Annotated in this window: 21 protein-coding genes; 13 read left to right on the top strand and 8 right to left on the bottom strand. The window is 68.2% G+C overall.

Translation table 11 applies throughout. The features are described 5' to 3' along the window. Positions 1-62: 62 nt before the first annotated feature. The gene (locus CVO96_RS15040) at positions 63-824 is read left to right on the top strand and encodes a DUF4388 domain-containing protein (protein WP_103312922.1); all 762 of its coding nucleotides are present in this window, start codon (positions 63-65) and stop codon (positions 822-824) included. Between the two features lie 166 nt (positions 825-990). Then, on the top strand, positions 991-2442 hold the full coding sequence (gatA, locus tag CVO96_RS15045) for an Asp-tRNA(Asn)/Glu-tRNA(Gln) amidotransferase subunit GatA (protein WP_103312923.1): 1452 nt from the start codon (positions 991-993) through the stop codon (positions 2440-2442). Positions 2443-2748: 306 nt separating this feature from the next. Here gatA and CVO96_RS15050 read toward each other — a convergent pair whose 3' ends face one another. From CVO96_RS15050 to CVO96_RS15080, 7 genes are all read right to left on the bottom strand, one after another. Further along, positions 2749-6270, bottom strand: a complete 3522-nt coding sequence (locus tag CVO96_RS15050; protein ID WP_165795315.1) for a diguanylate cyclase — start codon at positions 6268-6270, stop codon at positions 2749-2751. A gap of 13 nt (positions 6271-6283) precedes the next feature. Continuing rightward, a complete protein-coding gene (locus tag CVO96_RS15055; RefSeq protein ID WP_103312925.1) occupies positions 6284-7987 on the bottom strand; it encodes a winged helix-turn-helix domain-containing protein in 1704 nt (567 codons plus the stop codon). Positions 7988-8379: 392 nt separating this feature from the next. Beyond that, positions 8380-9792, bottom strand: coding sequence for an FAD-dependent oxidoreductase (locus CVO96_RS15060; RefSeq protein ID WP_103312926.1), 1413 nt, complete (start codon positions 9790-9792; stop codon positions 8380-8382). Between the two features lie 402 nt (positions 9793-10194). After that, positions 10195-10584 (bottom strand): hypothetical protein, encoded by a 390-nt coding sequence (locus CVO96_RS15065; RefSeq protein WP_103312927.1) that lies wholly within the window; start codon positions 10582-10584, stop codon positions 10195-10197. After that, positions 10581-10961 (bottom strand): hypothetical protein, encoded by a 381-nt coding sequence (locus CVO96_RS15070; protein WP_103312928.1) that lies wholly within the window; start codon positions 10959-10961, stop codon positions 10581-10583. Before CVO96_RS15070 ends, CVO96_RS15065 begins: the two co-directional genes overlap by 4 nt. Continuing rightward, positions 10958-11893 carry a carbohydrate ABC transporter permease gene (locus CVO96_RS15075; RefSeq protein ID WP_103312929.1) on the bottom strand — a complete coding sequence of 312 codons (936 nt, stop codon included), beginning with the start codon at positions 11891-11893 and terminating at the stop codon, positions 10958-10960. Before CVO96_RS15075 ends, CVO96_RS15070 begins: the two co-directional genes overlap by 4 nt. Then, positions 11886-12821 (bottom strand): carbohydrate ABC transporter permease, encoded by a 936-nt coding sequence (locus tag CVO96_RS15080; RefSeq protein WP_103312930.1) that lies wholly within the window; start codon positions 12819-12821, stop codon positions 11886-11888. Before CVO96_RS15080 ends, CVO96_RS15075 begins: the two co-directional genes overlap by 8 nt. Positions 12822-13168: 347 nt before the next feature. On the opposite strand from CVO96_RS15080, the gene CVO96_RS15085 reads away from it, so the two are divergent. Beyond that, complete coding sequence (locus CVO96_RS15085) at positions 13169-15133, top strand: glycosyl hydrolase family 28-related protein (RefSeq protein ID WP_103312931.1); 1965 nt, start codon at positions 13169-13171, stop codon at positions 15131-15133. Positions 15134-15217: 84 nt separating this feature from the next. Here the strand turns inward: CVO96_RS15085 and CVO96_RS15090 are convergent, their stop codons facing one another. After that, on the bottom strand, positions 15218-15451 hold the full coding sequence (locus CVO96_RS15090; RefSeq protein ID WP_103312932.1) for a hypothetical protein: 234 nt from the start codon (positions 15449-15451) through the stop codon (positions 15218-15220). Between the two features lie 278 nt (positions 15452-15729). Between CVO96_RS15090 and icd the strand changes: the two genes are divergently transcribed. The 10 genes from icd to CVO96_RS15140 all read left to right on the top strand — a co-directional run bounded on the left by icd (position 15730) and on the right by CVO96_RS15140 (position 23197). Further along, the gene (gene icd, locus CVO96_RS15095) at positions 15730-16971 is read left to right on the top strand and encodes an NADP-dependent isocitrate dehydrogenase (protein WP_165795390.1); all 1242 of its coding nucleotides are present in this window, start codon (positions 15730-15732) and stop codon (positions 16969-16971) included. A gap of 106 nt (positions 16972-17077) precedes the next feature. Continuing rightward, positions 17078-17407 (top strand): hypothetical protein, encoded by a 330-nt coding sequence (locus tag CVO96_RS21295; protein ID WP_207795321.1) that lies wholly within the window; start codon positions 17078-17080, stop codon positions 17405-17407. Positions 17408-17497: 90 nt separating this feature from the next. Beyond that, on the top strand, positions 17498-17986 hold the full coding sequence (locus CVO96_RS15105; RefSeq protein WP_103312934.1) for a Panacea domain-containing protein: 489 nt from the start codon (positions 17498-17500) through the stop codon (positions 17984-17986). Beyond that, positions 17979-18446 carry a hypothetical protein gene (locus CVO96_RS15110; protein ID WP_243398389.1) on the top strand — a complete coding sequence of 156 codons (468 nt, stop codon included), beginning with the start codon at positions 17979-17981 and terminating at the stop codon, positions 18444-18446. The genes CVO96_RS15105 and CVO96_RS15110 overlap by 8 nt, the downstream gene beginning before the upstream one ends. Before the next feature lie 171 nt (positions 18447-18617). Continuing rightward, entirely contained in the window at positions 18618-20183 is a 1566-nt protein-coding gene (locus CVO96_RS15115) for a B12-binding domain-containing radical SAM protein (protein ID WP_103312935.1), read from the top strand. Positions 20184-20373: 190 nt separating this feature from the next. Next, on the top strand, positions 20374-21648 hold the full coding sequence (locus tag CVO96_RS15120; protein WP_103312936.1) for a 3-isopropylmalate dehydratase large subunit: 1275 nt from the start codon (positions 20374-20376) through the stop codon (positions 21646-21648). 32 nt (positions 21649-21680) lie between these two features. Next, positions 21681-21998 (top strand): nucleotidyltransferase family protein, encoded by a 318-nt coding sequence (locus CVO96_RS15125; RefSeq protein ID WP_103313544.1) that lies wholly within the window; start codon positions 21681-21683, stop codon positions 21996-21998. Beyond that, complete coding sequence (locus CVO96_RS15130) at positions 21988-22344, top strand: HepT-like ribonuclease domain-containing protein (protein ID WP_103312937.1); 357 nt, start codon at positions 21988-21990, stop codon at positions 22342-22344. Before CVO96_RS15125 ends, CVO96_RS15130 begins: the two co-directional genes overlap by 11 nt. 1 nt (position 22345) lies before the next feature. Continuing rightward, complete coding sequence (locus CVO96_RS15135; RefSeq protein ID WP_103312938.1) at positions 22346-22843, top strand: LeuD/DmdB family oxidoreductase small subunit; 498 nt, start codon at positions 22346-22348, stop codon at positions 22841-22843. Between the two features lie 9 nt (positions 22844-22852). Further along, complete coding sequence (locus CVO96_RS15140; RefSeq protein ID WP_165795316.1) at positions 22853-23197, top strand: hypothetical protein; 345 nt, start codon at positions 22853-22855, stop codon at positions 23195-23197. Positions 23198-23209 lie beyond the last annotated feature (12 nt).

The following is a 23209-nucleotide window of genomic DNA, read 5'->3' on the forward strand; positions in this document are numbered from 1 at the left end:
GAGAACATGGCCACAGCAGGACATCGCTGGCCTCACCGCGCGGTGCCCGCCCCCCCTCCCGCATGACCCATTCCTCGGCCAGTCTCGAAACCTTCGACTTTCTGGAGTTGCTGTATCTGCTGACCGACCAGGAGCGCACGGGTGTCCTGACCGTGTACCGCGCGGACGGCCAGTTCCAGGCCTGGCTGGAGCGCGGCCTGATCCGGCAGATCGATTTCGGCGCGGAGCAGGGGGTGCGCGCCCTGATGCGCCTGATGGCCGATCCGCGTGGCCGCTTTCAGTTCGACGAGGGAGTGACCCACCCCGCCCCCCGGCTCTCGGCGCCGCTGGACGAGCTGGCGCTGGAACTGCTGGACGCGCTGCCGCCCCCGCCGCTGACCTTCGACGGCCCGGTGCGCGTGACCTCGCGTGAGCGCCTGAACCGCCTGCGCTGGAGCCTGCAGGATCAGGACGTGCTGCGCCAGATCGAGGCCCAGCGGCCGGTCGGTGAGCTGGTCGGCGATCCCGACGCCCGCCGCCTGCTGGAAAAACTGTTCCGGATCGGGCTGATCGTGCCCCGCAAGTCCCGCCTGGCGCGGCTGACCGTCACGGTGACCCGCCAGGTGCAGGGGGTGGCGCTGGTGGACGAAGTGATCTTCAGGCGCTGGAAGGAGGATCTGGTGCGGCCCCCGCAGAGCATCGCGGTGCGAACCGACGACGGCGAGGTCTACACCCTGCCGGTTCGCAGCGGCAGCAATCTGGCCGCCCTGCTGATGATCCCGCCGGAACTGCTGATGCGGACCGACCTGCGAGCCGGCGACAGCGTGCTGGTGCGCCCCCTCTAACCTGGGTCTCCGTTTCGTCAGGGCACGGCCACCCCTGCCACGCCGAGGTGCGGGGCCGTCCTGCTCACTGGAATTGATCCACGCCTGCCCGTTCACAGGCGGACACCCGCCCGACTGATCCCACTCCACTGATCTCACTCCACTGGCCCCGCTACACTGGCGCGGTATGGCCGCCCTGCCCACCGCTTCCCACCTTGTCCGCGCCGTGATGGCGCGCGAAACCACTCCACAGGCCCTGCTGGAGGAGAGTCTGGCCCGCGCGCAGGCGCACCGGGGACTCAACGCCCTGATCAGCCTCAACGCGCACGCCGCCGAGCAGGCCGCCCAGGTGCAGCGGCGGGTCGAGGCGGGCGAACTCCTGCCGCTGGCCGGGCTGCCGGTCGTGGTCAAGGACAACATCAACGTGGAGGGCACCCACACCACCTGTGGCAGCCGCATCCTGGAGGGCTATGTCAGCCCCTACACCGCGACAGCCGCCCAGCGCCTGCAGGACGCGGGCGCGGTGATCGTGGGCAAGGCCAACATGGACGAGTTCGCCATGGGCTCCAGCACCGAGAACAGCGCCTCCGGCCCCACCCTGAATCCCTGGGCCGACACCCGTGTGCCCGGCGGCAGCAGTGGGGGCAGCGCCGCCGCCGTCGCGGCCGAAATCACGGCCGTGGCGCTGGGCAGCGATACCGGCGGCAGTGTCCGGCAGCCGGCCGCGCTGTGCGGGGTCTACGGCCTGAAGCCGACCTACGGCCGGGTCAGCCGCTTCGGTCTGGTCGCCTACGCCAGCAGCCTGGATCAGATCGGCCCGCTGGCCCGCAGCGCCGATGATCTGGCGCTGGTCATGAACGTGATCGCCGGCCACGATCCGCGCGACGCCACCAGCCTGCAGGCCCCCCCGCAGTTCCGCGCGGGCACCCCGGACGACCTGCGGGGCCTGAGGGTCGGCGTGATCCGCGAGAGCCTGGAAGGCAACACCAGCGGGGTCGAGTCGAGCCTGGACGCCACCCTGGACGCCCTGCGCGGGGCCGGGGCCACCATCCACGAGGTCAGCATCCCGGAACTGCGCCACGCCATCGCGGCGTACTACCTGATCGCCATGCCCGAGGCGAGCAGCAACCTCGCGCGCTTCGACGGCATGGTGTATGGCCACCGGGAGGCCGGCAGCGACCTCACGCAGGCGATGACCCTGACCCGGGAGCGGGGCTTCGGCCGCGAGGTGCAGCGCCGCATCATGATCGGCACCTACGCCCTGAGCAGCGGCTACTACGACGCCTACTACAGCAAGGCCATGAAGGTGCGGCGCCTGCTGGCCGACCGGTTCACGGCGGCCTTCGGGGAGGTGGATGTGCTGGTCACGCCGACCAGCCCGTTTCCCGCCTTCCGGCGCGGCGAGAAGACCAGCGACCCGCTCGCCATGTACGCCGCCGACGTGGATACCGTGGCGATCAACCTCGCCGGCGTGCCGGCCCTCTCGGTGCCCGCCGGTTTCGAGGTGGTGGAGGGGCGCCGCCTGCCGGTCGGTGTCCAGTTCATCGCCCCGGCCCTGCAGGACGAACTGCTCGTGCGGATTGCCGGGGGCCTGGAAGGTATCGGCGCCGTGCGTGTGGAGCCGGTCGATCCGGCCTGACCCAGAGGGAGGGGAGGGAAGCAGCCGGGCTGGACGGGTCTGGCAGGGTTTGGGCGATTTCATCCCGCAGGAGTGGAAGGCCGTTCGGACACCTGAGGGCACCCCCACGGACTCCGACCCCTTCCCGTCGGTCGGGGAGTTCGTTCGGGATAAAGGGATTCGCCGAGCCACGAGGGTGAGCAGGGGCCACGGCGGACTGGACGGCGATAGACGAGTCCTCGGCGCTGTTCCGGGCGTCCGGGGATCAGACGGAAGCCGAAGAGGCTCAGCCCCGGCGGAGCAGGACGCGTCGCCGGCCCACGGGCCTCAGGTGATGGCCCGGTTGCGCTCGCCAGGGCCGCCTGCACAGATCTGGTTGCGGCCCTGATCCTTGGCGCGGTAGAGCTGCTCGTCGGCCACCGAGATCAGTTTTTCGTGGTTGGCCACGGTCGGCTCGCAGGCCACCCCGATCGAGAGGGTCACGCTCAGGCGCGGGTGGATCTGCGACCAGTCGTAGGCGCGTACCAGATCCTGCACCCGCTCGCAGACGTTCTGGGCCTGGGGCAGCAGGGTGTTGGGGAAGACGAACAGGAATTCCTCGCCCCCGTAGCGGCCGATGGAATCCATGTTCCGCACCGCCGACTGGAACAGCTGCGCCACCATCCGCAGCACCTGATCGCCGACCAGATGCGAGAACTGATCGTTGATCTGCTTGAAGTGGTCGATGTCCGCCATCGCCACGCTGACGGGCCGGCGGGTCACCCGCGCCTCCATGAACTCGTGCTGCAGCAGGCCCTCGATGTGGCGGCGGTTGTACAGGCCCGTCAGGCCGTCTTCGGACAGCTGGCGTTCCAGCAGCTTGGACTGCTCCTCGAGCATGTTGACCAGGCTGCTCTTCTCCGCGTTCACCCGCTCCAGGGCCTCGTTGGCGCTGGCCAGCTCGATGGTCTTGAGGCGGTAGATCTGCGCCTCGGACTTCGCGCGCTCGACCTCCAGCTGGGTCATCATCGAGCGGGTCTTCATGGCGGCCGTCTGGTCGTGGATCTCGCGTTCCAGATCGTGGTGCTGGCGGTAGAGGTTGAAGGCCTCCTCGTGCCGCCCTTCCTGGGCCGCGAGTTCCGAGAGCTGCTGGTAGGCCTGGAGTTCCAGGTCGCGCATCGACCACTGCTGGGACGCCATCAGGGCGCGTTCGTAGTAGGTGCGGGCCTCCGCCGTCTCCTGGTGGCTGTGCAGCAGCTGCCCCAGCTCGTAGTGGTTCCAGGCCGCGTTGACGTGCAGATCCTCTTCCCGCGCCTGCTCGATGGCCTGGAGCAGCAGGGCCTTGCCGCCCTCGATATCGCCCAGGTGCGCGGCCGCCTTGCCGGACAGCGCCAGGCTGAGGTTCATGACCGACATGTTGCCCGTGATCTGCGCGAATTCCACGGCGGTCTGGGCCGACTGGGCCGCCAGCTCGATCTGTCCCCGGTCGAAGGCGATGGTGGCGAGCGTGTTCAGGGCGTGATCCTGCCCCGGCACCACGCCCAGGTTGCGGTACAGCTCCAGGCTCTGTTCCACGAACTGCTGGGCCTGCGCCAGATCGCGGTTCTTGTAGCTGATGCTGGCGAGGTTGTGCAGGCAGTGGGCTTCGCGCAGATGGTCGCGGTGTTCGCGGGCCAGGCGCAGCACCAGCGCCAGCTGATCGGTCGCCTTGGCGTAGTCCTGCAGGCTGTTGTACACGGCGGCGATGTAGTTGGCGCAGTCGGCCTGCAGTCCGGGGTCGTCCAGGCGCACGCCGATGTCCAGCCCCTGCGACAGGTGGCTGAGCGCCTCCTCGTAGGCGCCGGCATGGAGGCGGTAGTAGCCGGCGGTGCGGTGGGCCATCCCCAGGGTGCGTTCGTCGGCGCCCTGGCGGGCCAGTTCGATGGCGCGGGCGGCCAGCTCCTGCCCGGTTTTCAGGTCGCTCTGACGCAGTTCCCAGGCCCTCTCGATCAGTTCCTGCACTTCCAGGTTGGCCGGGCTGGCGGGCACCGGCAGGCGCGCCGGCATGTCCACCGCCACCGTGCCGAACAGGGTGGTCGGCCCCGAAGCGGCCTGCCCGCCCGTGATCAGTTCCAGCAGCTGTCCCACGATGGTCGGGTCGAACTGGGTGCCCGCCTGCCGCTGCATCTCGTCCAGGGCGGCCTGCACCGGCCAGGCGTCCTTATAGGGCCGCTCGGTGATCAGGGCGTCGAAGACGTCGGCCACGGCCACGATCCGGCCGCTGATGGGAATCCCCTCGCCCCTCAGCCCGCGCGGGTAGCCGGTGCCGTCCCAGCGCTCGTGGTGGGTCATGGCGATTTCCTCGGCGACCCGCAGCAGCCGCGACTTGCTGCCCTCCAGCACCTTGGCACCGATCACCGTGTGCAGCTTCATGCGCTCGTATTCCTCGGCGGAGTAGCGCCCGGTCTTGAGCAGGATGTCGTCGCCGACCCCGATCTTGCCGATGTCGTGCAGCCGGGCGGCCCAGCGCAGCAGCTCGATCTCCTCCTGGGGCAGCCCCATGGCCTGACCCAGCGAGGCGCTGAGTTCCCCGACCCGCCGGGTGTGCTGCCCGGTCTTGTCGTCGCGGTACTCGGCCGCCATCCCCAGCCGGTTGACGATCTCGATCTGCACCGCTTCCAGCTCGGCGGTACGCAGGCGCACGGTCTCCTCGGCCTGCAGGCGGGCCAGCTGCGAGGCGTCGTTGAGCTGGCGGTACATCTCGGTCTCGCGCCGCGCCCGCTCGGCCTCGAAGCGCACGGTCAGCGACTGGGTCTTGCGCTCGCTCTCCTCGCTGAACAGTTCGCGCTCCAGGTCGCGAAAGGCGCGCAGGTGGGGGTAGGCCTCGGCCGGGCGCCCCAGCGCCTCCAGGCCCGTGAACAGGCCCTCCAGGATGGAGAGTTTGGAGGCCTGCAGTTCATGGGCCGTGGCGAGTTCCAGGCCCTCCTGCAGGTGCTGGCCAGCGGCCTCGGCATTGCCGCGCTTGAACTCCAGCCGGCCCAGGCTGAGCAGGGCGTTCACGCGGCCCTGCACGTCGTGGCTCTCGGTGGCCCAGTAGCGCGACTGCCCGAACATCTCCTGCGCCTCGTTCAGCGCCCCCTGATCCAGATGCACCAGGCCGACGTTGTCGTACAGGTCGATGAGGTGGTGGGTCAGGTCGTGCTCGCGGGCCAGGTCGATGGCCTCGGTGAGGATGGCCTGGGCCTGCTCGAACTCGCCCAGATCCTTGTGGGCCAGGCCGCTCATGCCCATGGCGCCCAGTTCGGTCTCGATGTCGCCGCTGCGCCGGGCCTGCTCCAGCCCCGGCTCCAGGAAGGTCAGCGCCTGCGCGGGCTGCGCCATGGTGAGGAAGATCCGGCCGATGTTGACGTTGCACGCGGCGCGCAGGTCGTCGGGAATCTCGGTGTACTGGTCGCACAGCTTCTGGCACTGGTACAGCGCGGCCAGCGCGTCGGCGTGGGCGCCCAGATACGACCACAGCATGCCGATGTTATTCAGACACAGGCCCTGCCCCACGCGGTCGCCGTCGCGGGCGCGCAGTTCCACCTCGCGCTGCTGGGCGTTGACGGCCACGCTGAACTGGCCGCAGTGCTGCGCGGCGGTCGCCAGCATCGAGAGGGCCTCGACCTCCTGCGCGTCCTGACCGGCCGCGCGGGCACGTTCGGCGTAGAGCTGCGCCGCGTCGATCAGTTCCTCGTTGCGCCCCTCGGCCGCCAGCTCGGCGCACACCGAGGCGTAGGGAGCCAGCGCCTCCTCGCTCCGGTGGGCGGGCAGGGAGGAGGGGGAGACCGGCATCACCACGTCCGGGACACCCGTGCCCGGCATAGCGGTGCCCAGGAAGGAATCATTCATCGCGTCTCCCATGCTATCGCCTGTCCACCATGGGCGCGCTCGACATGGGCATCAGGCCGTCCAGCGCCAGGCGGAAGACCTCCGAGAGCTCGCGCGCCTGATCCGGGCAGACCACGTCCGAGATCAGCACGTCCACCGGAAAGGGGGCTCCCTTCACGAACTCCCGCAGCGCCCCGCGCAGCCGCTCCTGCCAGCCGGCCAGGGCGCTGCGCCGACCCAGTTCGGGAGGAATCCTCAGTAGGGTGGCGAAGGTCGCGCCGTTCAGGCGGTAGGCCCGGTCCTCGGTGCGGCCGGTGTCGTGGAGCAGCCGGGCCAGTTTCACGATCAGATCGTTGCCCCCCGCGTAGCCCACGGTCGCGTTCATGAAGCGGATGTTCCCCACCTCGATGACCGAGAGCACGAAGCCGCTGCCGTGCCGGGCGCTGTAGGCCACCTCGCCCGTCAGATCCGTCAGGAAGGCCTGCCGGTTGCCCAGCCCGGTGTACTCGTCGGTCAGGGCCGTGCGTTCCATGGCCTGCATGTGCAGGTGCCGCGAGAGGTTCAGGGCCAGCGACTGGGCGGCCGTCTGGAGCAGCGGGGTGTTCTCGTGCGAGCCGTGCGCCGCTCCTTCCGGGTCGAAGGCGTGGATGGTCAGCGTCTGGCCCTGCATATCGCACTGCACGCTCAGTCCACCCGAGCCGGGCAGGCCGCCGGAGCCGGGCCGCGCCACCATCCCGGCGGCGAGCACCGTGCCGTCCTGGCGGTAGGCGGCCAGCGCTGGCCCCTGGGTGGAGGGAAACCAGGCCGCGCAGGCGGCGTAGCCCGAGAGCCGGGCCAGCACCGGCAGGCCGACCTCCAGCAGCTCCGCGACGCCGCGCGCCTGTTCCAGCTGGCGCGAGAGCAGGTTCAGCAGTTCCGCCTGCTGGATGGCCCGCAGCAGCTGTTCGGTGCGCTCGTGGACGCGCTCCTCGAGCCCGGCGTTGAGGATACGGAGTTCCTGCTCGGCGTTGCGCCGCAGATCGATTTCCATGTTCAGCCGCAGGGCGGGATTGACCAGGGCCGCCACGGCCTCCAGCTGGGCGTACATGCTGGTGTCCCAGACCACGCCGGGCGCACTCACGACGGCCAGCGTCCCCCAGGGGGAATCGGAGCCGGCCAGCGGCAGCAGGGCCACGGTCTGCTGCTGCGCGCCCCAGCCCTGTTCGTAGACCGGCTGGTTGCTGGTGACCGGCGGCAGTTCCGACCAGGCCACGGCCGTCGAGCCGGCGGCGCCGCGCACCAGCCAGGGCATCGCCACCGCCCCGCCCCCGGTGTCCGGCCGGGTCAGCAGGGCCACCCCCCGCAGCTTGACGGTGGTCGACAGGGCGGCCTCGACCTCCAGCAGCACGCTGTCGGTGGTATTGACGCGCAGAATCCGCCGCCCGAGATCCAGGATCATGCGGGCGTCGCCCGACAGGTGGCGGTAGTGCGGCAGCGCCTGCAACTGCTGCGGCGCTCCCGGCCGCCGGTAGCCCGAGCCGCGCACGGTCTCGATCAGGTGTTCTCCCGCCTTGCGGCGGATCCGTTTCACGTAGGCGTCCACGATCCGGTCGTCTCCGCCGAAGTCCAGGCCCCAGACGCGTTCCAGGATCTCGCTCCGGTTGAAGAGCCGTCCCGGATTGCGGTTCAAGAGATCGAAGAGGGCGTCTTCCTTGGCCGTCAGGGTGGCCCGCGTCTGAGCGTCGAGGTCAGCGCTCACGGCACCTGCCTGCGGCGTCCGGCCAGGGGGAGAGGAGTGCCGCCTGCAGGGGTCTGACTGCCGTCCCAGAGCCAGTTGCCTTCACAGTCCCGTCCTGACGGGTACCCGATGCTGTGAGGTGAACTGCATGGTTCATGGTGGCAGGACGCCGCTTACAGATTTCTCTCATATCGAACGAATGCGCGGCGCTGTGCGCCCCGGTGCGGTGACCGGAGGCGGCCGGGTGACCGGCGGTCATCAGAGGGCTGGAGTCGCGGGCGACCCCCGCGTGACCGGGAGTGCCGTGGCGGCCGGCCAGACGTCTGAACTGTCCTGTAACACCCTGCACGATCAGGTGACCGGAGCCCTTCGGCAGCGCGCCTTTCGGTTCATGTCCATCTTCCGGTTCATGCTCAGACCCGTCCGCCCAGCCGCCGCATCTCCCCCTGCAGGGCCGCCACGTCGACCTCTCGCACCGACCCGCCCGCCTGCGCGGCCCAGGCGGCCGCGATGCCCGCCGCCTCGCCCATGGTGTGGCAGTTCTGCTGTACCCGGATGCTCGACTGCGCCTCGAAGGTGCTGCTCGCCGCGCGTCCCGGCACCAGCAGGTTCCGTATACCCCGGGGCACGATGCAGCGGTAGGGAATCTCGTGGTACGCGTCGGCGGCGAAATAGGGCGCCGTCCCTTCCCGCTCGTGCAGCAGTTTGGCGCCGTCCCGGACGTTGTGGATGTCGACCGGGTAGTGGTTGCGGCAGATGGAGTCCGGGAAGTGCGCGCAGTCGAGTATGTCGTCCAGCGTCAGGGTGTACTCCCCCACGATCCGGCGCGATTCGCGGATGCCCACCATCGGGGCCACCACGCCGATGAAGGCGGCCTCGCAGCCTGGCAGGTATCTCCGGCAGAAGGCGGTCAGGCGGTCGATGGCCTGCCGGCCGTCCACCTGCGCGGCGCTGAGCTGCCAGGGGTCGGCGCCGTCGTGCAGGTCGCCCCGGATGCGCGGGCAGTTGAAGCTGATCTCGCCGGGCCGCCCCGGTACGGAGAAGCCCTGGAAGTAGTCGCCGTCGCGCTCCAGCAGCACACCCTCCGCCACCGCCCGGCGGAACAGCCCCTCCAGCGAACTCTTCTTGCCCCAGACCATCCAGAAGTGCATGAACTGGGGGCTGTCCTGCCACTGCCCGTGCGCGTTCAGGAACTCGCGCAGCCGCGCCGTGTCCACCCCCGCCAGCGTGAAGCGCAGGCTCATGGCCTGATGCACCCCGTCCTCGTCGCCGCCGGTCATTGGCACACCCGAGAGCGCGGCCACGTCGGCGTCCCCGGTGGCGTCGATGAACACGGACGCACGAAGCGCCTGCAGCCCGCCCTTGTTGTGGATGACGAGGGAGTGGATGGTCATGTGCCCTTCGCCTTCTGCCTTCTGCCTTCCGCCTTCTGCGCCCTCCGCCATCAGCGGCCCCACCACATGCGTGTGGTACAGCACCTCGCCCCCGGCCTCCAGGAGCATCCCCTCCAGCACGAACTTCATGCCTTCCGGGTTAAACCAGTTGTCGTTGCCGCCGGGATCCGTGGCGCCGTCGCCGCGCGCGTGCAGGCGGGCCTTGAGGTCGTCGGTCAGGCCCCGGTTCAAGTTCTCGCCGCTGGAGACATTGCGCATTAGCGGCGTGACCCAGGCGTTGGTGCCGGTGCCGCCCAGGCTGCCCTGGGCCTCCACGACCAGCACCCGCGCCCCGGCCCGCGCGGCGGCGATGCCCGCGATGGCGCCGGCCGTGCCGCCTCCGGCCACGATCACGTCCCAGGACTGTTCAAGGGTTCGGTAGGGGAGAGTCATTGGACAACTACGCTAGCGCCTATTTCACCTGCACCGAGCCCCAGCTCTTGCCGTTCACGATGACCTCAAAGGGACCAGTGCGGGCGGGGGTGCCGGGGTCGGTGTAGGCCAGCGTCTTCTCGATGTACACGGGTGGACATGGTGGAGGGGGTTCAACGCTGACCTGAGTCGTGACGCTCAATGCGAGCGTCAATGCCGTCCGAATGTTTTGGGACACATCAGGCTCAAGGTTTCCGCAGCCGGCGTCATACCGCATGCTGACCGACATCACTTCGGTAGGTGTTACCACGTCAGGAAGGGTCACCTTGACCACCGTGACCGGCACAGTGCGGAACTGTGGTGCCGTATCACATGACGTCACCAGACCACATGCCAGAACCACCCACGGCAGCGATTGAGCCGTCATCGCACCACCACCGAGCCCCACGCCTTGCCGTTCACGACGACCTCGAAGGGATCGGTGCGGGCAGGGGTACCGGAATCCGTGTATTCCAGAGCCCGCTCGATATAAATGGCGGGGCAGGCTGTGCCCGGCGATTGTCGGTTCCGGGCGGTGGCGCTCAGCACAAGGCGTGTGGCGGTGCGCGATGCCAGGGCCACTGCTTCCTCGCTGTCGCCGCAGCCCACGCTGTAGCGCAGTGTGACGACCAAAGGTGCAGATGGGGCCACTGTGGCCGGCAGTGCCATCCCGACCACTGCCAGCGGCACCGTGCGGGGCAGAGACAGGAGGTTGCACCCGGACAGCAGCAGCGCGGCGGCCAGCAGGGCGTACCGGGGACGGATGGCTTTCATCGCACCACCACCGTGCCCCAGGATTTGCCGTTCACGACGACCTCGAAGGGGCCAGTGCGGGTGGGGGTGCCGGGGTCGGTGTAGGTGTGCTTGGTCCAGCCGAGATAGGCGGGGCAGACTGTGCCCGGCTCAAATACTTGATTGCCGATGGCTCGGAGTCGGAGCATGCTGGCCGTACGCTGGGCCTCGAAGCGTTTAAACGAGGTGCACCCGCCCACAGTGACCTCGACCACCACGTCCAGTGGTGCGTTTGCCGGGGTTCCGGCCGGAATCTCGACGCTCCGCACCTCCATGTCGTACTCGATCACTTGGGGCTGACCCAGACTGCTGCACGCGGTCAGGGCCAACGCGATTCCCAACGCTAGGCCAGCCCTCACCCCTTCACCGCCCCCTCCAGCCCCTTCATGAAGTAGCGCTGGCCGAAGGCGAACACGATCAGGATAGGAATGATCGTGATCACGGCGCCCGCCATGACCGCGCGGCTGTTGGTGGAGAAGGTGCCCGACAGCTCCAGCAGACCGGCCGAGAGTGGCATCAGCTCCTTGTCGGGCAGCATGATGCGCGCCCACAGGAAGGAGTTCCAGTACGCCACGAACTCGAAGATGGCGAAGGCCGCGATGGTCGGCATGGCGAGGGGCAGCATGATCCGCCGCCAGATCTTCAGCTCCGAGGCGCCGTCGATGCGCGCGGCCTCGATCAGTTCCAGCGGCACGCTCAGGTACGCCTGGCGCAGCAGGAACAGGCCCACGATGGACGCGATGCCCGGCAGCACCACCGCGAGATACTGCTTGGCCATGTCGAACACCGCGAAATTCGTCTGCGACAGCAGCTTCAGCTTGATCACGGTGATGTAGTTGACGATCAATCCGGCCTCGTTGGGCAGCACCATCAGCGCCAGGATGGCGTAGAAGATCAGGTCGCGCCCCGGAAATCGCATCTTGGCGAGCGGATAGGCCGCCAGGGTCGCCAGCGTCACGGTCAGGGTCACGCCCAGCGTGCAGATGATCACCGAGTTCAGGATCAGCCGCCAGAAGGGCACCGTGGTGCCGCGCCACATCTCGGCATAGTTTTTCAGACTGAAGCCGCTGGGCAGCAGCTTGGCCTCGTAGATGTTGCCGGTGGGCTCGAAGGACGTGATCAGCGTCCAGTAGAAGGGGTAGAGCATGATCAGCGCGATCAGCACCAGCACGGTGTAGGCCAGCGTATTGACCAGCCGGTCGCGGCGTTTGCGGCGGGCCTTGACCTGCGCGGCGGCCACGGCGTAGGGGTCGGCCTGCAGGGCGGGGGCCGGAAGGGTCGCGTCAGCCATCGATTTTCCCCCCACGCGTGATGCGGAAGTTGATCAGCCCGAAGAAGATGGAGATGACCGCGATGATCAGCCCGGCGGCGGCGGCCATGCCGTACTGGAAGTCCTGAAAGGCCTTGGAATAGGTGTAGAACAGCGCCGAATAGGTGCTGCCGGCCGGGCCGCCCTGGGTCATCACGTAGATCTCCTCGAAGACCTTGATCGCCGAGATGGTCGAGAGCAGCGAGCACACCAGGATCGTGGGGCGCAGGCCCGGAATGGTCACGTTCCAGAAGACCTGCCAGCGCGTGGCGCCGTCGATGGTGGCGGCGTCGTCCAGCTCCTGGCTGATGTTCTGCAGGCCCGCCAGGTACAGCACCATGTAGTAGCCGATGCCCTTCCAGAGCGTGACGAACATGACCGCCAGCAGCGCGGTCGCCGGATTGTTGAGCAGGCCGCGGTCTTCGGTCATCAGCCCCAGGGTGCTCAGCACGGCGTTGACGGGGCCGCCCTGCTGGTACATCCAGTTCCAGATCAGGCCCACCACCGCGAAACTGGTGATGGCCGGCACGTAGTACGCGGTGCGGAAAAAGGCGATGCCCTTCAGGGGCCGGTTCACCAGCAGCGCGACCAGAATGCTGATGACTTGGATCACCGGGACGATCAGGATGTACTTCAGCGAATTTCGCAGGCCCGACCAGAACTGCTCGTCCTGCAGCAGCCCCCGGAAGTTGTCCAGCCCCACCCACTGCGGCGGGCTGATGATGTTGTACTTGGTGAAGGCCAGGAAGGTGCCGAAGAACACCGGCCAGGTGTGGAACATCACCAGCAGCACGAGAAACGGGATCATGAAGGCGTAGGCGATCAGCGTGTTGCGGAGGGTCACCTTGGCGCCGGTTCCGCCCAGCCGGTGTTCTTCACGGCGCGAACGGCGCCGGGGAGTTGTGGTCATGGGCGTTACTTTACGCAGTTCTCAGGGGGCGAGCATGAAAGGCTGCGGCCCGCAGGGCGGCCTGTCTACCCCGGGGCCGAGCGTCCACCGTGCAGACCCCACCGGGCACGCCTGAACGAAGGATCAAGACCTGCTCTCATCTGGGCCCGGCTGACTTTCCCTCTAATAACGAGGCACCGTTCCTGTACACATATGAGTTCCGTCGTCGTCCGTTTTGAAAGCGCTTTCAAGATTCAGGGAGGCTATCTGATGAGGAGAGAGGAGGCAGGCTGAGCCCGTCGAAGACCGGTCACACGCACAGCAGCGCGCACCACGTCCCACAGAGGCCATCCCCAGCGAGGTCAGCTATGAAGAGAATGGTTGAAGGTATCCCACCGTCACCGCCCGCCCCCCGCGCCGGTCGAGGCGCCCCGACCCGGTTCCGGTCGATTGAGGTGCTGGCGGCCGTACTGGGCAGCACCCTGCTGCTCGGCGCCTGCGCCCGCACGCCGGCCCCCGCGGCGCAGGGTGACGGGTTGCAGGGCGACGGGCTCCAGGCCGCCGCCGCCCCGGCCGTCCGGAGCGACCTGGGGCCGAACGTCACCGTGTTCGACCCCGCCATGCCGGTCGCGCAGATCCAGGCCGCCCTGGACGCCGCGCACGCCCGGCAGGTGAACGACGAGATGGGCAGTGGGCGCTACGCCTTCCTGTTCCGGCCCGGCACCTACGGCACCCCCCAGCAGCCCCTGCAGATCAAGGTGGGCTACTACACCGAGATCGCCGGTCTGGGGGCTACGCCGGGCGACGTGGTGATCAACGGCAAGCTGGAGGTCTACAACCGCTGCCTGGGAGACGGCGGCACCAGCAACTGCATCGCGCTGAACAACTTCTGGCGAACGGCATCCAATCTGACCGTGGACATCAACGCGCTGGGCCAGGACGGCTGCCGCGCCTCGGCCAACTTCTGGGCGGTGTCGCAGGCGACCTCGCTGCGCCGGGTGGAGGTTCGCGGGGGCAACCTGTCGCTGATGGACTACTGCACGGCCGGGCCGCAGTTCGCCAGCGGCGGCTTCATCGCCGACAGCAAGCTGCCCTTCGTCATCAACGGCTCGCAGCAGCAGTGGCTGACCCGCAACAGCGCCGTGGCGGGCTGGTCGAACGGCGTGTGGAACCAGGTGTTCTCGGGCGTCGAGGGCGCCCCCTCCGAGGCCGGCTTCCCGAATCCGCCCTACACGACCCTCGACACCACGCCGGTCAGCCGCGAGAAGCCCTACCTGTACGTGGACGGCTCGGGCGCCTATCAGGTGCGGGTGCCGGTGGCGCGCACGAACACGCGCGGCCTGTCGTGGGGAACAGCGGCCACGGCCGGGCGCACCCTGCCCCTGAGCGACTTCTTCGTGGCGCGGCCGGGAGACAGCGTGCAGGTCATCAACACCGAACTCGCGCGTGGCCGCCACCTGCTGCTGACGCCGGGCCTCTACGACGTGCCGCGGAGCATCCTGGTCAAGCGCGCCGACACGGTGGTGCTGGGCCTGGGCCACGCCACCCTGACCTCCACGGACGGCGCCACGCCCCTGCGGGTGGCCGACGTGCCCGGCGTGGTGATCGCCGGCGTGACGCTGGACGCGGGGCCGGCCCAGTCCGAACTCCTGCTGCAGATCGGCACGAAGAACGGCAACAACGGCGCGAAGAAGAACGACCACGCCAATCCCACGACCCTCAGCGACGTGTACTTCCGCGTGGGCGGCCCGCACATCGGCAAGGTCGACACGGCCCTGGAAGTCAACAGCGATCACGTGCTGATCGACCACATCTGGGTCTGGCGCGCCGACCACGGCACCGAGGGCTTCACCCAGGGCGTGAACGGCGATACGGATCGCTGGCGCACCAACATCGGCCGGCAGGGCGTGGTCGTGAACGGGAACGACGTCACGGCCACCGGCCTGTTCGTCGAGCACTTCCAGCAGTACAACACGGTCTGGAACGGCGAGCGCGGTAATGTCGTGCTGTACCAGAACGAACTGCCCTACGATCCGCCCACCCAGATGGACTGGATGAACGGCCCCGTGTTGGGCTGGGCCGGCTACAAGGTGGCCGACGGCGTCAGGACGCACAGCCTGCAGGGGGGCGGGGTGTACGTGTTCAACCAGAACAACCCGTCCATCGTCACCGAGAACGGCTTCGAGGTGCCCCGGACGCCCGGCGTGCGGCTGCGCCACATCATGACCGTGAACCTCAGCGCCGGCACCATTAAGCACGTGGTCAACGGCGTGGGCGCGGCGGTCGATACCAGTCGGGTCGGGCAGCCCGAGTACGTGGTGTCCTATCCCTGATCTGGGGCCCTGAGGCTTTGGCCCGATCGATGAAGAGAAACGCCCGGGGAGAACTTTCCCCGGGCGCTTCGATGTTGCGGAGCTTCAGTGGCCGTCGCCGTCCTTCGCTTCGCGTTTGCCCTCGCTGTACTCCATGTCGGCCTGCTTGTTGTGGACTCCCGCCTTGGCGCGGTCTTCCAGGGCCTCGGCCTTGTGGGAGGCGTCTCCCGTCACGGCGTGCGCGACATTGTGACCGGCCTCGCGGGCGCGGTCGGCCCCCTCGTTGATCTTGGCCTTGGCAGCGTCCACCATGTTTCCAGCAGCACTTTTGTCCGTCATGCGTCAACCTCCTGTGGAGTGGATTCCCGGTATGGGTCTCCACAGCCTGATCCTCCCTGGTGGCCGGGGCATGAAGTGAGGCTCAGGCCGCCGCTATCAATTCTCGCAAGTCCCTTGAGTCAGTCCTCATCCGGCCTGTTGGGGGAGGGCGCTGCGCGGCGTCTCTCCGCCTGGACACGGCGGTTCCGGCGCCTCGGCCGGGCTCCGGACACCATTCGCAGAGAGTTGCGTCCGGGCGGGTTCGGGGCGCTACAGTGCTTCACGTCATGGATACACAGATCGATAGCCATATCAAGGTGCCCGCGCAGGGCGAGAAGATCAGCATGAGCGGTGGCAAACTGCAGGTGCCGGATCACCCCATCATTCCCTTCGTGGAAGGCGACGGCACCGGGGCCGACATCTGGAGGGCCTCCGTGCGCGTGCTGGACGCCGCCGTGGAGAAGGCCTACGGCGGCCGGCGCAAGGTCGAGTGGATGGAGGTCTACGCGGGCGACAAGGCCAACGAGGTCTACGGCGAGGCCGTCTGGCTGCCGCCGGCCACCGTGGAAGCTTTCAAGGAGTACCTGATCGGTATCAAGGGGCCGCTGACCACGCCGGTCGGCGGCGGGATCCGCTCGATCAACGTGGCGCTGCGCCAGGAACTCGACCTCTACGCCTGCCTGCGCCCGGTGCAGTACTTCGAGGGTGTGCCCAGCCCGGTGAAGAATCCCGAGAACGTGGACATGGTGATCTTCCGCGAGAACACCGAGGACATCTACGCCGGGATCGAGTACATGGCCGGCACGCCCGAGGCCGCCAAGATGCGCGACTTCCTGGTGAGCGAGATGGGCGTCAGGAAGATCCGCTTCCCGGACACCTCCTCCTTCGGCGTCAAGCCCGTGAGCCAGGAGGGCACCGAGCGGCTGGTGCGCGCTGCCATCCAGTACGCCATCGACAACGGCCGCAAGTCGGTCACGCTGGTGCACAAGGGCAACATCATGAAGTTCACGGAGGGCGGCTTCCGCGACTGGGGCTACGACCTCGCCAAGCGTGAATTCGGCGGCGTCGAGATCGACGGCGGCCCCTGGCTGCAGCTCCCCGGCGGCATCGTGATCAAGGACGTGATCGCCGACGCCTTCCTGCAGCAGATCCTGCTGCGCCCGAAGGAGTACGACGTGATCGCCACGCTGAACCTGAACGGCGACTACATCTCCGACGCGCTGGCCGCGCAGGTCGGCGGCATCGGCATCGCGCCGGGCGCCAACATCAACTACGTCTCGGGCACCGCCGTCTTCGAGGCGACCCACGGCACCGCGCCCAAGTACGCCGGCAAGGACGTCATCAATCCCTCCTCGGTGATCCTCTCGGGCGAGATGATGCTGCGCTACCTGGGCTGGACGGAAGCTGCCGACCTGATCCTGTCGAGCCTCAGCAAGACCATCGGCCAGAAGACCGTCACCTACGACTTCGCCCGCCTGATGGACGGCGCGACCGAGGTGAAGACCAGCGTGTTCGCGGACAACCTGATTGGGAACATGTAGATAGTCGATGGGTGACCGTTGATGGTCACAGGGGGGCTGGGGCGGGTGCCCTGGCCTCCTTTTTCCATCAACCATCGACCATCACCCATCTGCGATACTCCCTCATATGGCGCGTGTGATCCTGGCTCTGGTGGGCGTGCTGCTACTGGCCGTCACGGCCCTGGCGCTGATCTGGGTGCTGGGGCAACTTCTGGTCGGGGTGGGCGTGGTGGTGGTGGGCACGGCAGGCGTGCTCTCGCGGCTGCTGTGGTTTCTGGTGTTCACGGGCCTGCTCTCGGGCCTGGTGTATTTCGTGGCCAGTGCGTGGCGACCGGCCACTCCTGGCGCGCCCGGGGGGGGCAGACGGCGAGGCGTGTCCTCCGCACCCGTTCCCCCTGTCCGTGTGTCCGGGCCGGTGGCCCCGCAGGAGTCGCCTCCAGCCCCCGCGGAGGGCTGACTGAAGGCAAATCTGGCCGCTCCCGGACGCTCCCGGGGTGACGTCACGACGTGAAAAATGTTACGCTGAGGGCAGAAAGGAGGTCTCGCCATGACCATCGCCATTGACGATCCCAAACGCACCGGGTACGCCGCCGAGGTGGTGGCGAACACCTTCCTGACCATGGCCCGCGCGGAGGGCCGCGACCTGACCCAGATGCAGGTGCACAAGCTGGTGTATATCGCCCACGGCTTCACGCTGGCGCTGCTGGGTCGCCCGCTGATCTACAACACCGTGCACGCCTGGCGCGGGGGGCCGGTCGTGCGTCGCCTGTGGCAGCACTGGGGCGAACGCGGCACCCGGCCCATCGACGGCGAACTGCCGGTGTCGGCCGGGGAACCCGACCTGGGCACCGACGCCGAGGCGCTGGAGGTCATCCGCTCGGTGTGGGCCAACTACGGCTGCATGGAGGGCGAGGAACTCTCGCGCCTGACCCACCGCTCGGGCAGCCCCTGGTCTCAGACCTATGGCCTGCCGACCGATCTGATCCCCAACGAGATCACCCGCGAGTACTACACCGGACTAGCGCGGAGTGCCTGAAGCCACACCGGACACCGCTGCTCCAGGGACGACCGTCACCGCGCAGGAGACGACCCTGACGCCCATCAGCCGCGCCATCCAGCAGGGGCTGGAAGTCGAGCGGCGCGACCTGCCCTCCCAGGGCGAACTGGATCGGCGCACCCGCGAGCTGCGCTACCGCGAGGCCGTCGATCAGCGGCTGCTGCGCCTGCTGATCGGCCTGAGCGTGTTTGGCGTGTCGGTGCTGTGGCTGGTGGCCGACGTGACCCTGACCCTGGCGCAGGGCTGGGGCACCCTGGGCGGCCGGCCCTTCAAGCTCGACAGCACCGTCATCGTCGCCTTCCTGACCACCAGCACGGCGACCGTGATCGGCCTGTTCCTGGTGTTCCTGCGCTGGCTCTATCCGTCGGGCACAGTGCCGGAGAGTTCACAGCGGTCGGGGCGCGGCGAGCGGGCCGAGGGCGTTCCGCCGGCGCGCTGAGCCCCAGCGTGGTGGGCCCCAGCCGTTGGGCAGGGCAGGGTGCGTCCCCCGGCGCCGGGCCAGTGGTAAGCCGGGCTTCAGTTGGGACAACACTTTCGGGTACACTGCATGGCTGTGACGCGCGCGGCCTCCACCTGAACCCGGAGTCCTCCAGCGCGTACTGGAGGCTCCTTGAGTTACTGGCGCAATACCCTGAAACCTTTGCTGGACGCCGAGACCGGCACCATGTTCAAACAGGCCCCGATCCGCGTGACGCTGGCCTTCCCGAACCGCTACTCGGTGGGCATGGCCTCGCTGGGCTATCAGGTCATCTACCGCATGTTCAACAACGAGGAAGGGGTCGCCTGCGAGCGCGCCTTCCTGCCCGACGACGTGGACGCCTTCGAGAAGACCGGTCAGGCGCTGCCCACGGTGGAATCGGGCCGTGACGCCGGCGACTGCCAGCTGTTCGCGTTGAGCGTGTCCTTCGAACTCGACCTGACCAACATCATCCGCACGCTGGACGTGGCCGGCATCCGCCCGCTGCGGGAGGAACGCGACGCCTCCGACGCGCTGGTCATGATCGGCGGGCCGCTGACGTCCTCCAATCCGTATCCGCTGACGCCCTTTGCCGACATCATCGTGATCGGGGACGGCGAGCAGATCGTGCCGGTGGTGTCCGAGGCGCTGCGCGAGGCGACCTCCAGAGAGGATTTCTACGACCTGATCGATGGGATGCCCGGCATCTTCCTGCCCGCCCGGCACAGCCACGAGCCGACCTGGGCGACCGCGCCCAAGGAACTGCTGCCGGCCTACTCGCAGATCGTCACGCCGCATTCGGAGCTGAGCAACATGTTCCTGGTGGAGGCGCAGCGCGGCTGCCCGCGCCCCTGCACCTTCTGCCTGGCGCGCACCATGTACGGCCCCAACCGCAACAACGAGGCCCAGCAGCTGCTGGACACCATCCCAGGGTGGGTGGAGAAGGTCGGGCTGGTGGGTGCGGCCCTCTCGGACTTCCCGCACACCAAGTACGTGGGCCGCACGCTCACCGACCGGGGCGTCAAGCTGGGTGTGTCCAGCATCCGCGCCGACACCGTGGACACCGAGCTGGCCGAGATCCTCAAGGCGGGCGGCCTGCGCACCTTCACGGTGGCGAGCGACGCGCCCAGCGAACGCCTGCGCCGCTGGCTGAAGAAGGGCATCACGACCGAAGACCTGATCAAGACCGCGCACATCAGCCGCGACCTGGGTTTCAAGGGCATCAAGGTCTACATGATGATCGGCCTGGGGCCGGAGAATGACGACGACATCAGTGAGCTGATCTCGTTCACCAAGGAACTCGCGGGCATCAACCGCATCGCGCTGGGCATCAGCCCCTTCGTGCCCAAGCGCCACACGCCGCACTTCGCCGACCCCTTCGCGGGCGTGCAGGTCATCGAGAAGCGCATGAAGCGCATCCAGAAGGAGCTGCGCACCACCGCCGAACTGCGCAACGTGTCCGCCAAGTGGGCCTGGGTGGAGAGCGTCATCGCCCGGGGTGGCCCGGAAGTGGGCATGGCTGCCTACCAGATCTACCGGCAGGAGAGCATCGGCGCCTGGAAGAAGGCGCTGGACGACGTGGGCTGGACGGATCCGTTCGAGGCGAACGCGCCCGCCATCGACCTGCCGCCCGGCCAGTACGTTGCCCCCGAGCACTCTGCCCCCGAGCACTACGAGAGCAAGGACGTCTCGGCCCACGCGCAGGGCCTGGCGGTCTAGCGGCCCGATCCCTCCGCACCCTCCCCGCTGTGGGAGGGTGTTTTGCATCCGGGGGCAAAGCCTGCCGGGCGCCGCCCTCGCCCGTAGGACGCCTCGGGTGACCGCCCGCCGCTTTTCAAACGCCAGCCTGATCCCCGTCAATTCCAGTCAAGCTCACGCCGTCCGTTGCGCGAAGGGGGAGAATGGCGCCATGAGTTCCCCTTCCCCCCGCCCCCAGACGACGGCGCAGACGATGGCGGAAAAGATCCTCTCGCAGCGCGGCGACCGGGCTGTGTATGCCGGCGACCTCGCGGTGGTGGAGGTCGATCAGGTCATGGTCGTGGATTCCATCGCGCAGAGCTTCATTGAGCGCATGGAGCGTGACCTCGGCGCCGTGCCCAAGTTTCCGGAGCGGGTCTCCATCGTCATCGACCACGTGGCACCGGCCTCCACCGTCTCGGTCGCGCAGGCGCAGAAGGAGGCGCGCGAGTACGCCGCGCAGACCGGCGTGCGCCTCTTCGACGTCGGGCGCGGCATCTGCCATCAGGTGCTGATGGAGGAGGGGCTGGCCCGCCCCGGCTGGATCGTGCTGGGTTCGGACAGCCACTCCACCACCTACGGCGCGGTGGCCGCCTTCGGCACCGGCATGGGCGCCACCGACATCGCCCTGGCCGCCGCGAGTGGCAAGACCTGGCTGAAGGTGCCCGAGAGCGTCAAGGTGACCTTCGTGGGCGACTTGAGAGACGGCGTGAGCGCCAAGGACGTGGCCCTGGAGATGATCCGGGTGCTGGGCGCGGACGGAGCGACCTACCAGAGCATCGAGATGCACGCGGGGGGCCGCTTCTCGCGCGGCGAGCGCATGACGCTGGCGAACCTATGCGTGGAGGCCGGCGCCAAGGTCGGGCTGGTGGTGCCCGGCGGCGAGATCCTGGACATGTACGACGTGCCCCAGTGGGTCTACCCCGATCCCGGCGCGATCTACGTGCAGCAGGTCGAGATCGACCTGAGCGCCCTGAACCCGCGCATGTCGGCCCCGAACGAGGTCGACAACGTCCACGACGTCTCCGAGCTGCGGGGACTGAGGGTCGATCAGGTGTTCATCGGCACCTGCACAAACGGGCGCATCGAGGATCTGCACGAGGCCGCTGCTGTGCTCAGGGGCCAGAAGGTCGCCCCCGGCACCCGACTGCTGGTCATCCCCGCCTCCTCGCAGGTCATGGAGCAGGCCATGGAGGACGGCACGCTGCTGACCCTGCAACGTGCCGGGGCGGTGCTGGGCACGCCGGGCTGCGGCCCCTGCATGGGCCGGCATCAGGGCGTGCTGGCCCCCGGCGAGGTCTGCGTGAGCACTTCAAATCGCAACTTCATCGGCCGCATGGGCGATAAGGACGCGAGAATCTATCTGGCGAGCCCGGCCGTGGCGGCGGCGACGGCGGTAATGGGGAAGATCGCGCTGCCGGGGGATGTGGTGGGGGTCGGGGCATGATGATGCCGGGCCGGGGTGTCATGCTGGAGTCCATGAGGCCACTCGATCTGATCGAGACCCACCGCGCCGATCTGGAGCGTCTGCTGGTGGAGACCGGAGTCGTCCGGCTGGAGCTGTTCGGCTCGGCGCTGACGCCCGACTACGATCCATCCCGCTCTGACCTCGATTTCCTGGTCGAGTTTGCCCCTGAGACCGATCTTGGCCCCTGGCTGAGCCGCTTTTTCGACCTTCGGGACGCGCTGAGCCGTCTGCTGGGCCGCCCGGTCGATCTGGTGTCGAGGCAGGCGCTGGGCAGCGCCCCGCTCCGCCGGCAGGCTCAGGACACCCGAACGCTGATCTATGCCGCCTAAGACCCGCAAGTGGCTGGAGGACGTGCAGGCTGCCGCCGGACTGATCGCCTCGTTCGTCGCCGGGCACACGCTGGAGGAATACCGCCGGAGCGCCCTGCTGCGTTCAGCGGTCGAACGTCAGCTGGAGGTCATTGGAGAAGCGGTGAACCGTATCGCCCGCCACGATCCGGGAACCGCAGCCCGCATCAGCCACCACCGCCGCATCGTCGATTTCCGCAATCAGCTCAGCCACGGCTATGACCTGATCGACCACGGACTGGTGTGGCGGGTGGTGCAGGACAACGTGCCGCAACTCATGTCCGAGGTGACGGCCCTGCTGGCCGCCCTCCCAGAGGAGAATCACTGACATGCCCCGCATCTGGAAATTTGGCGACAGCGTGAACACCGACGACATCCTGCCCGGCAAGTTCGCGCCCTTCATGGCCGGTGAAGACGTCTTCCAGACCTTCGCCTTCCACTACATCCGCCCCGAATTCGCCGCAGCCGTGCAGCCCGGCGACGTGCTGATCGGCGGGCGCAACTGGGGCCTGGGCTCCAGCCGCGAATATGCCCCGCTGGCGCTGAAGAAGCTGCGGATCGGCGCCATCGTGGCCCCCAGCTTCGCGCGGATCCACTACCGCAACCTGCTGAACCTGGGCATCCCCGCCTTCGAATACGACCTGACCGGCCTGCTGGACGACGGAGATCAGGTCTCGCTGGATGTGGACACGGGTGTGCTGACCCATCCGGGCGGTACCGTCCAGCTTCCGCCGCCGCCCGAATTCCTGCGCGAGGCGCTGGCCGAGGGCAGCATCCTGGCCTTCTTCAAGAAATACGGCCGCTTCCCCGGCGAGCGTCCGTCCTAAACTGGGCCCATGGCGACCTTGGAAGTGGAGTGCCCGGTGTGCTCCGAAGTGCTGGAACTGACAGAGGCGGATCGGGCGGAACTGCAGGTCGGAGACGTGATCGTCTGCGATTCGTGCAACGCCGAGATGGAAGTGACCCGCAACGGGGGCGGCGAGGACTTCGAGCTGGAACTGCTGGGCATCCTGACCACCTGCCCGAACTGCGGCGAGGAGTTCGAGGTGACCGAGGAACTGGTGGCCACGGCCCCCATCATCCGCGGCTCGGATGGCGTGGAGGTCAGCGTGGTGCCCTGCCCGCACTGCAAGGCGCGCATCGAACTGGAATTCGCCGCCGAGGACAGCGCCGCTGTCTAGGGTTTAGCGGTT

Origin of the sequence: Deinococcus koreensis (genome assembly GCF_002901445.1) — a bacterium.
In the GTDB taxonomy this organism is placed as follows: Bacteria; Deinococcota; Deinococci; order Deinococcales; family Deinococcaceae; genus Deinococcus; species Deinococcus koreensis.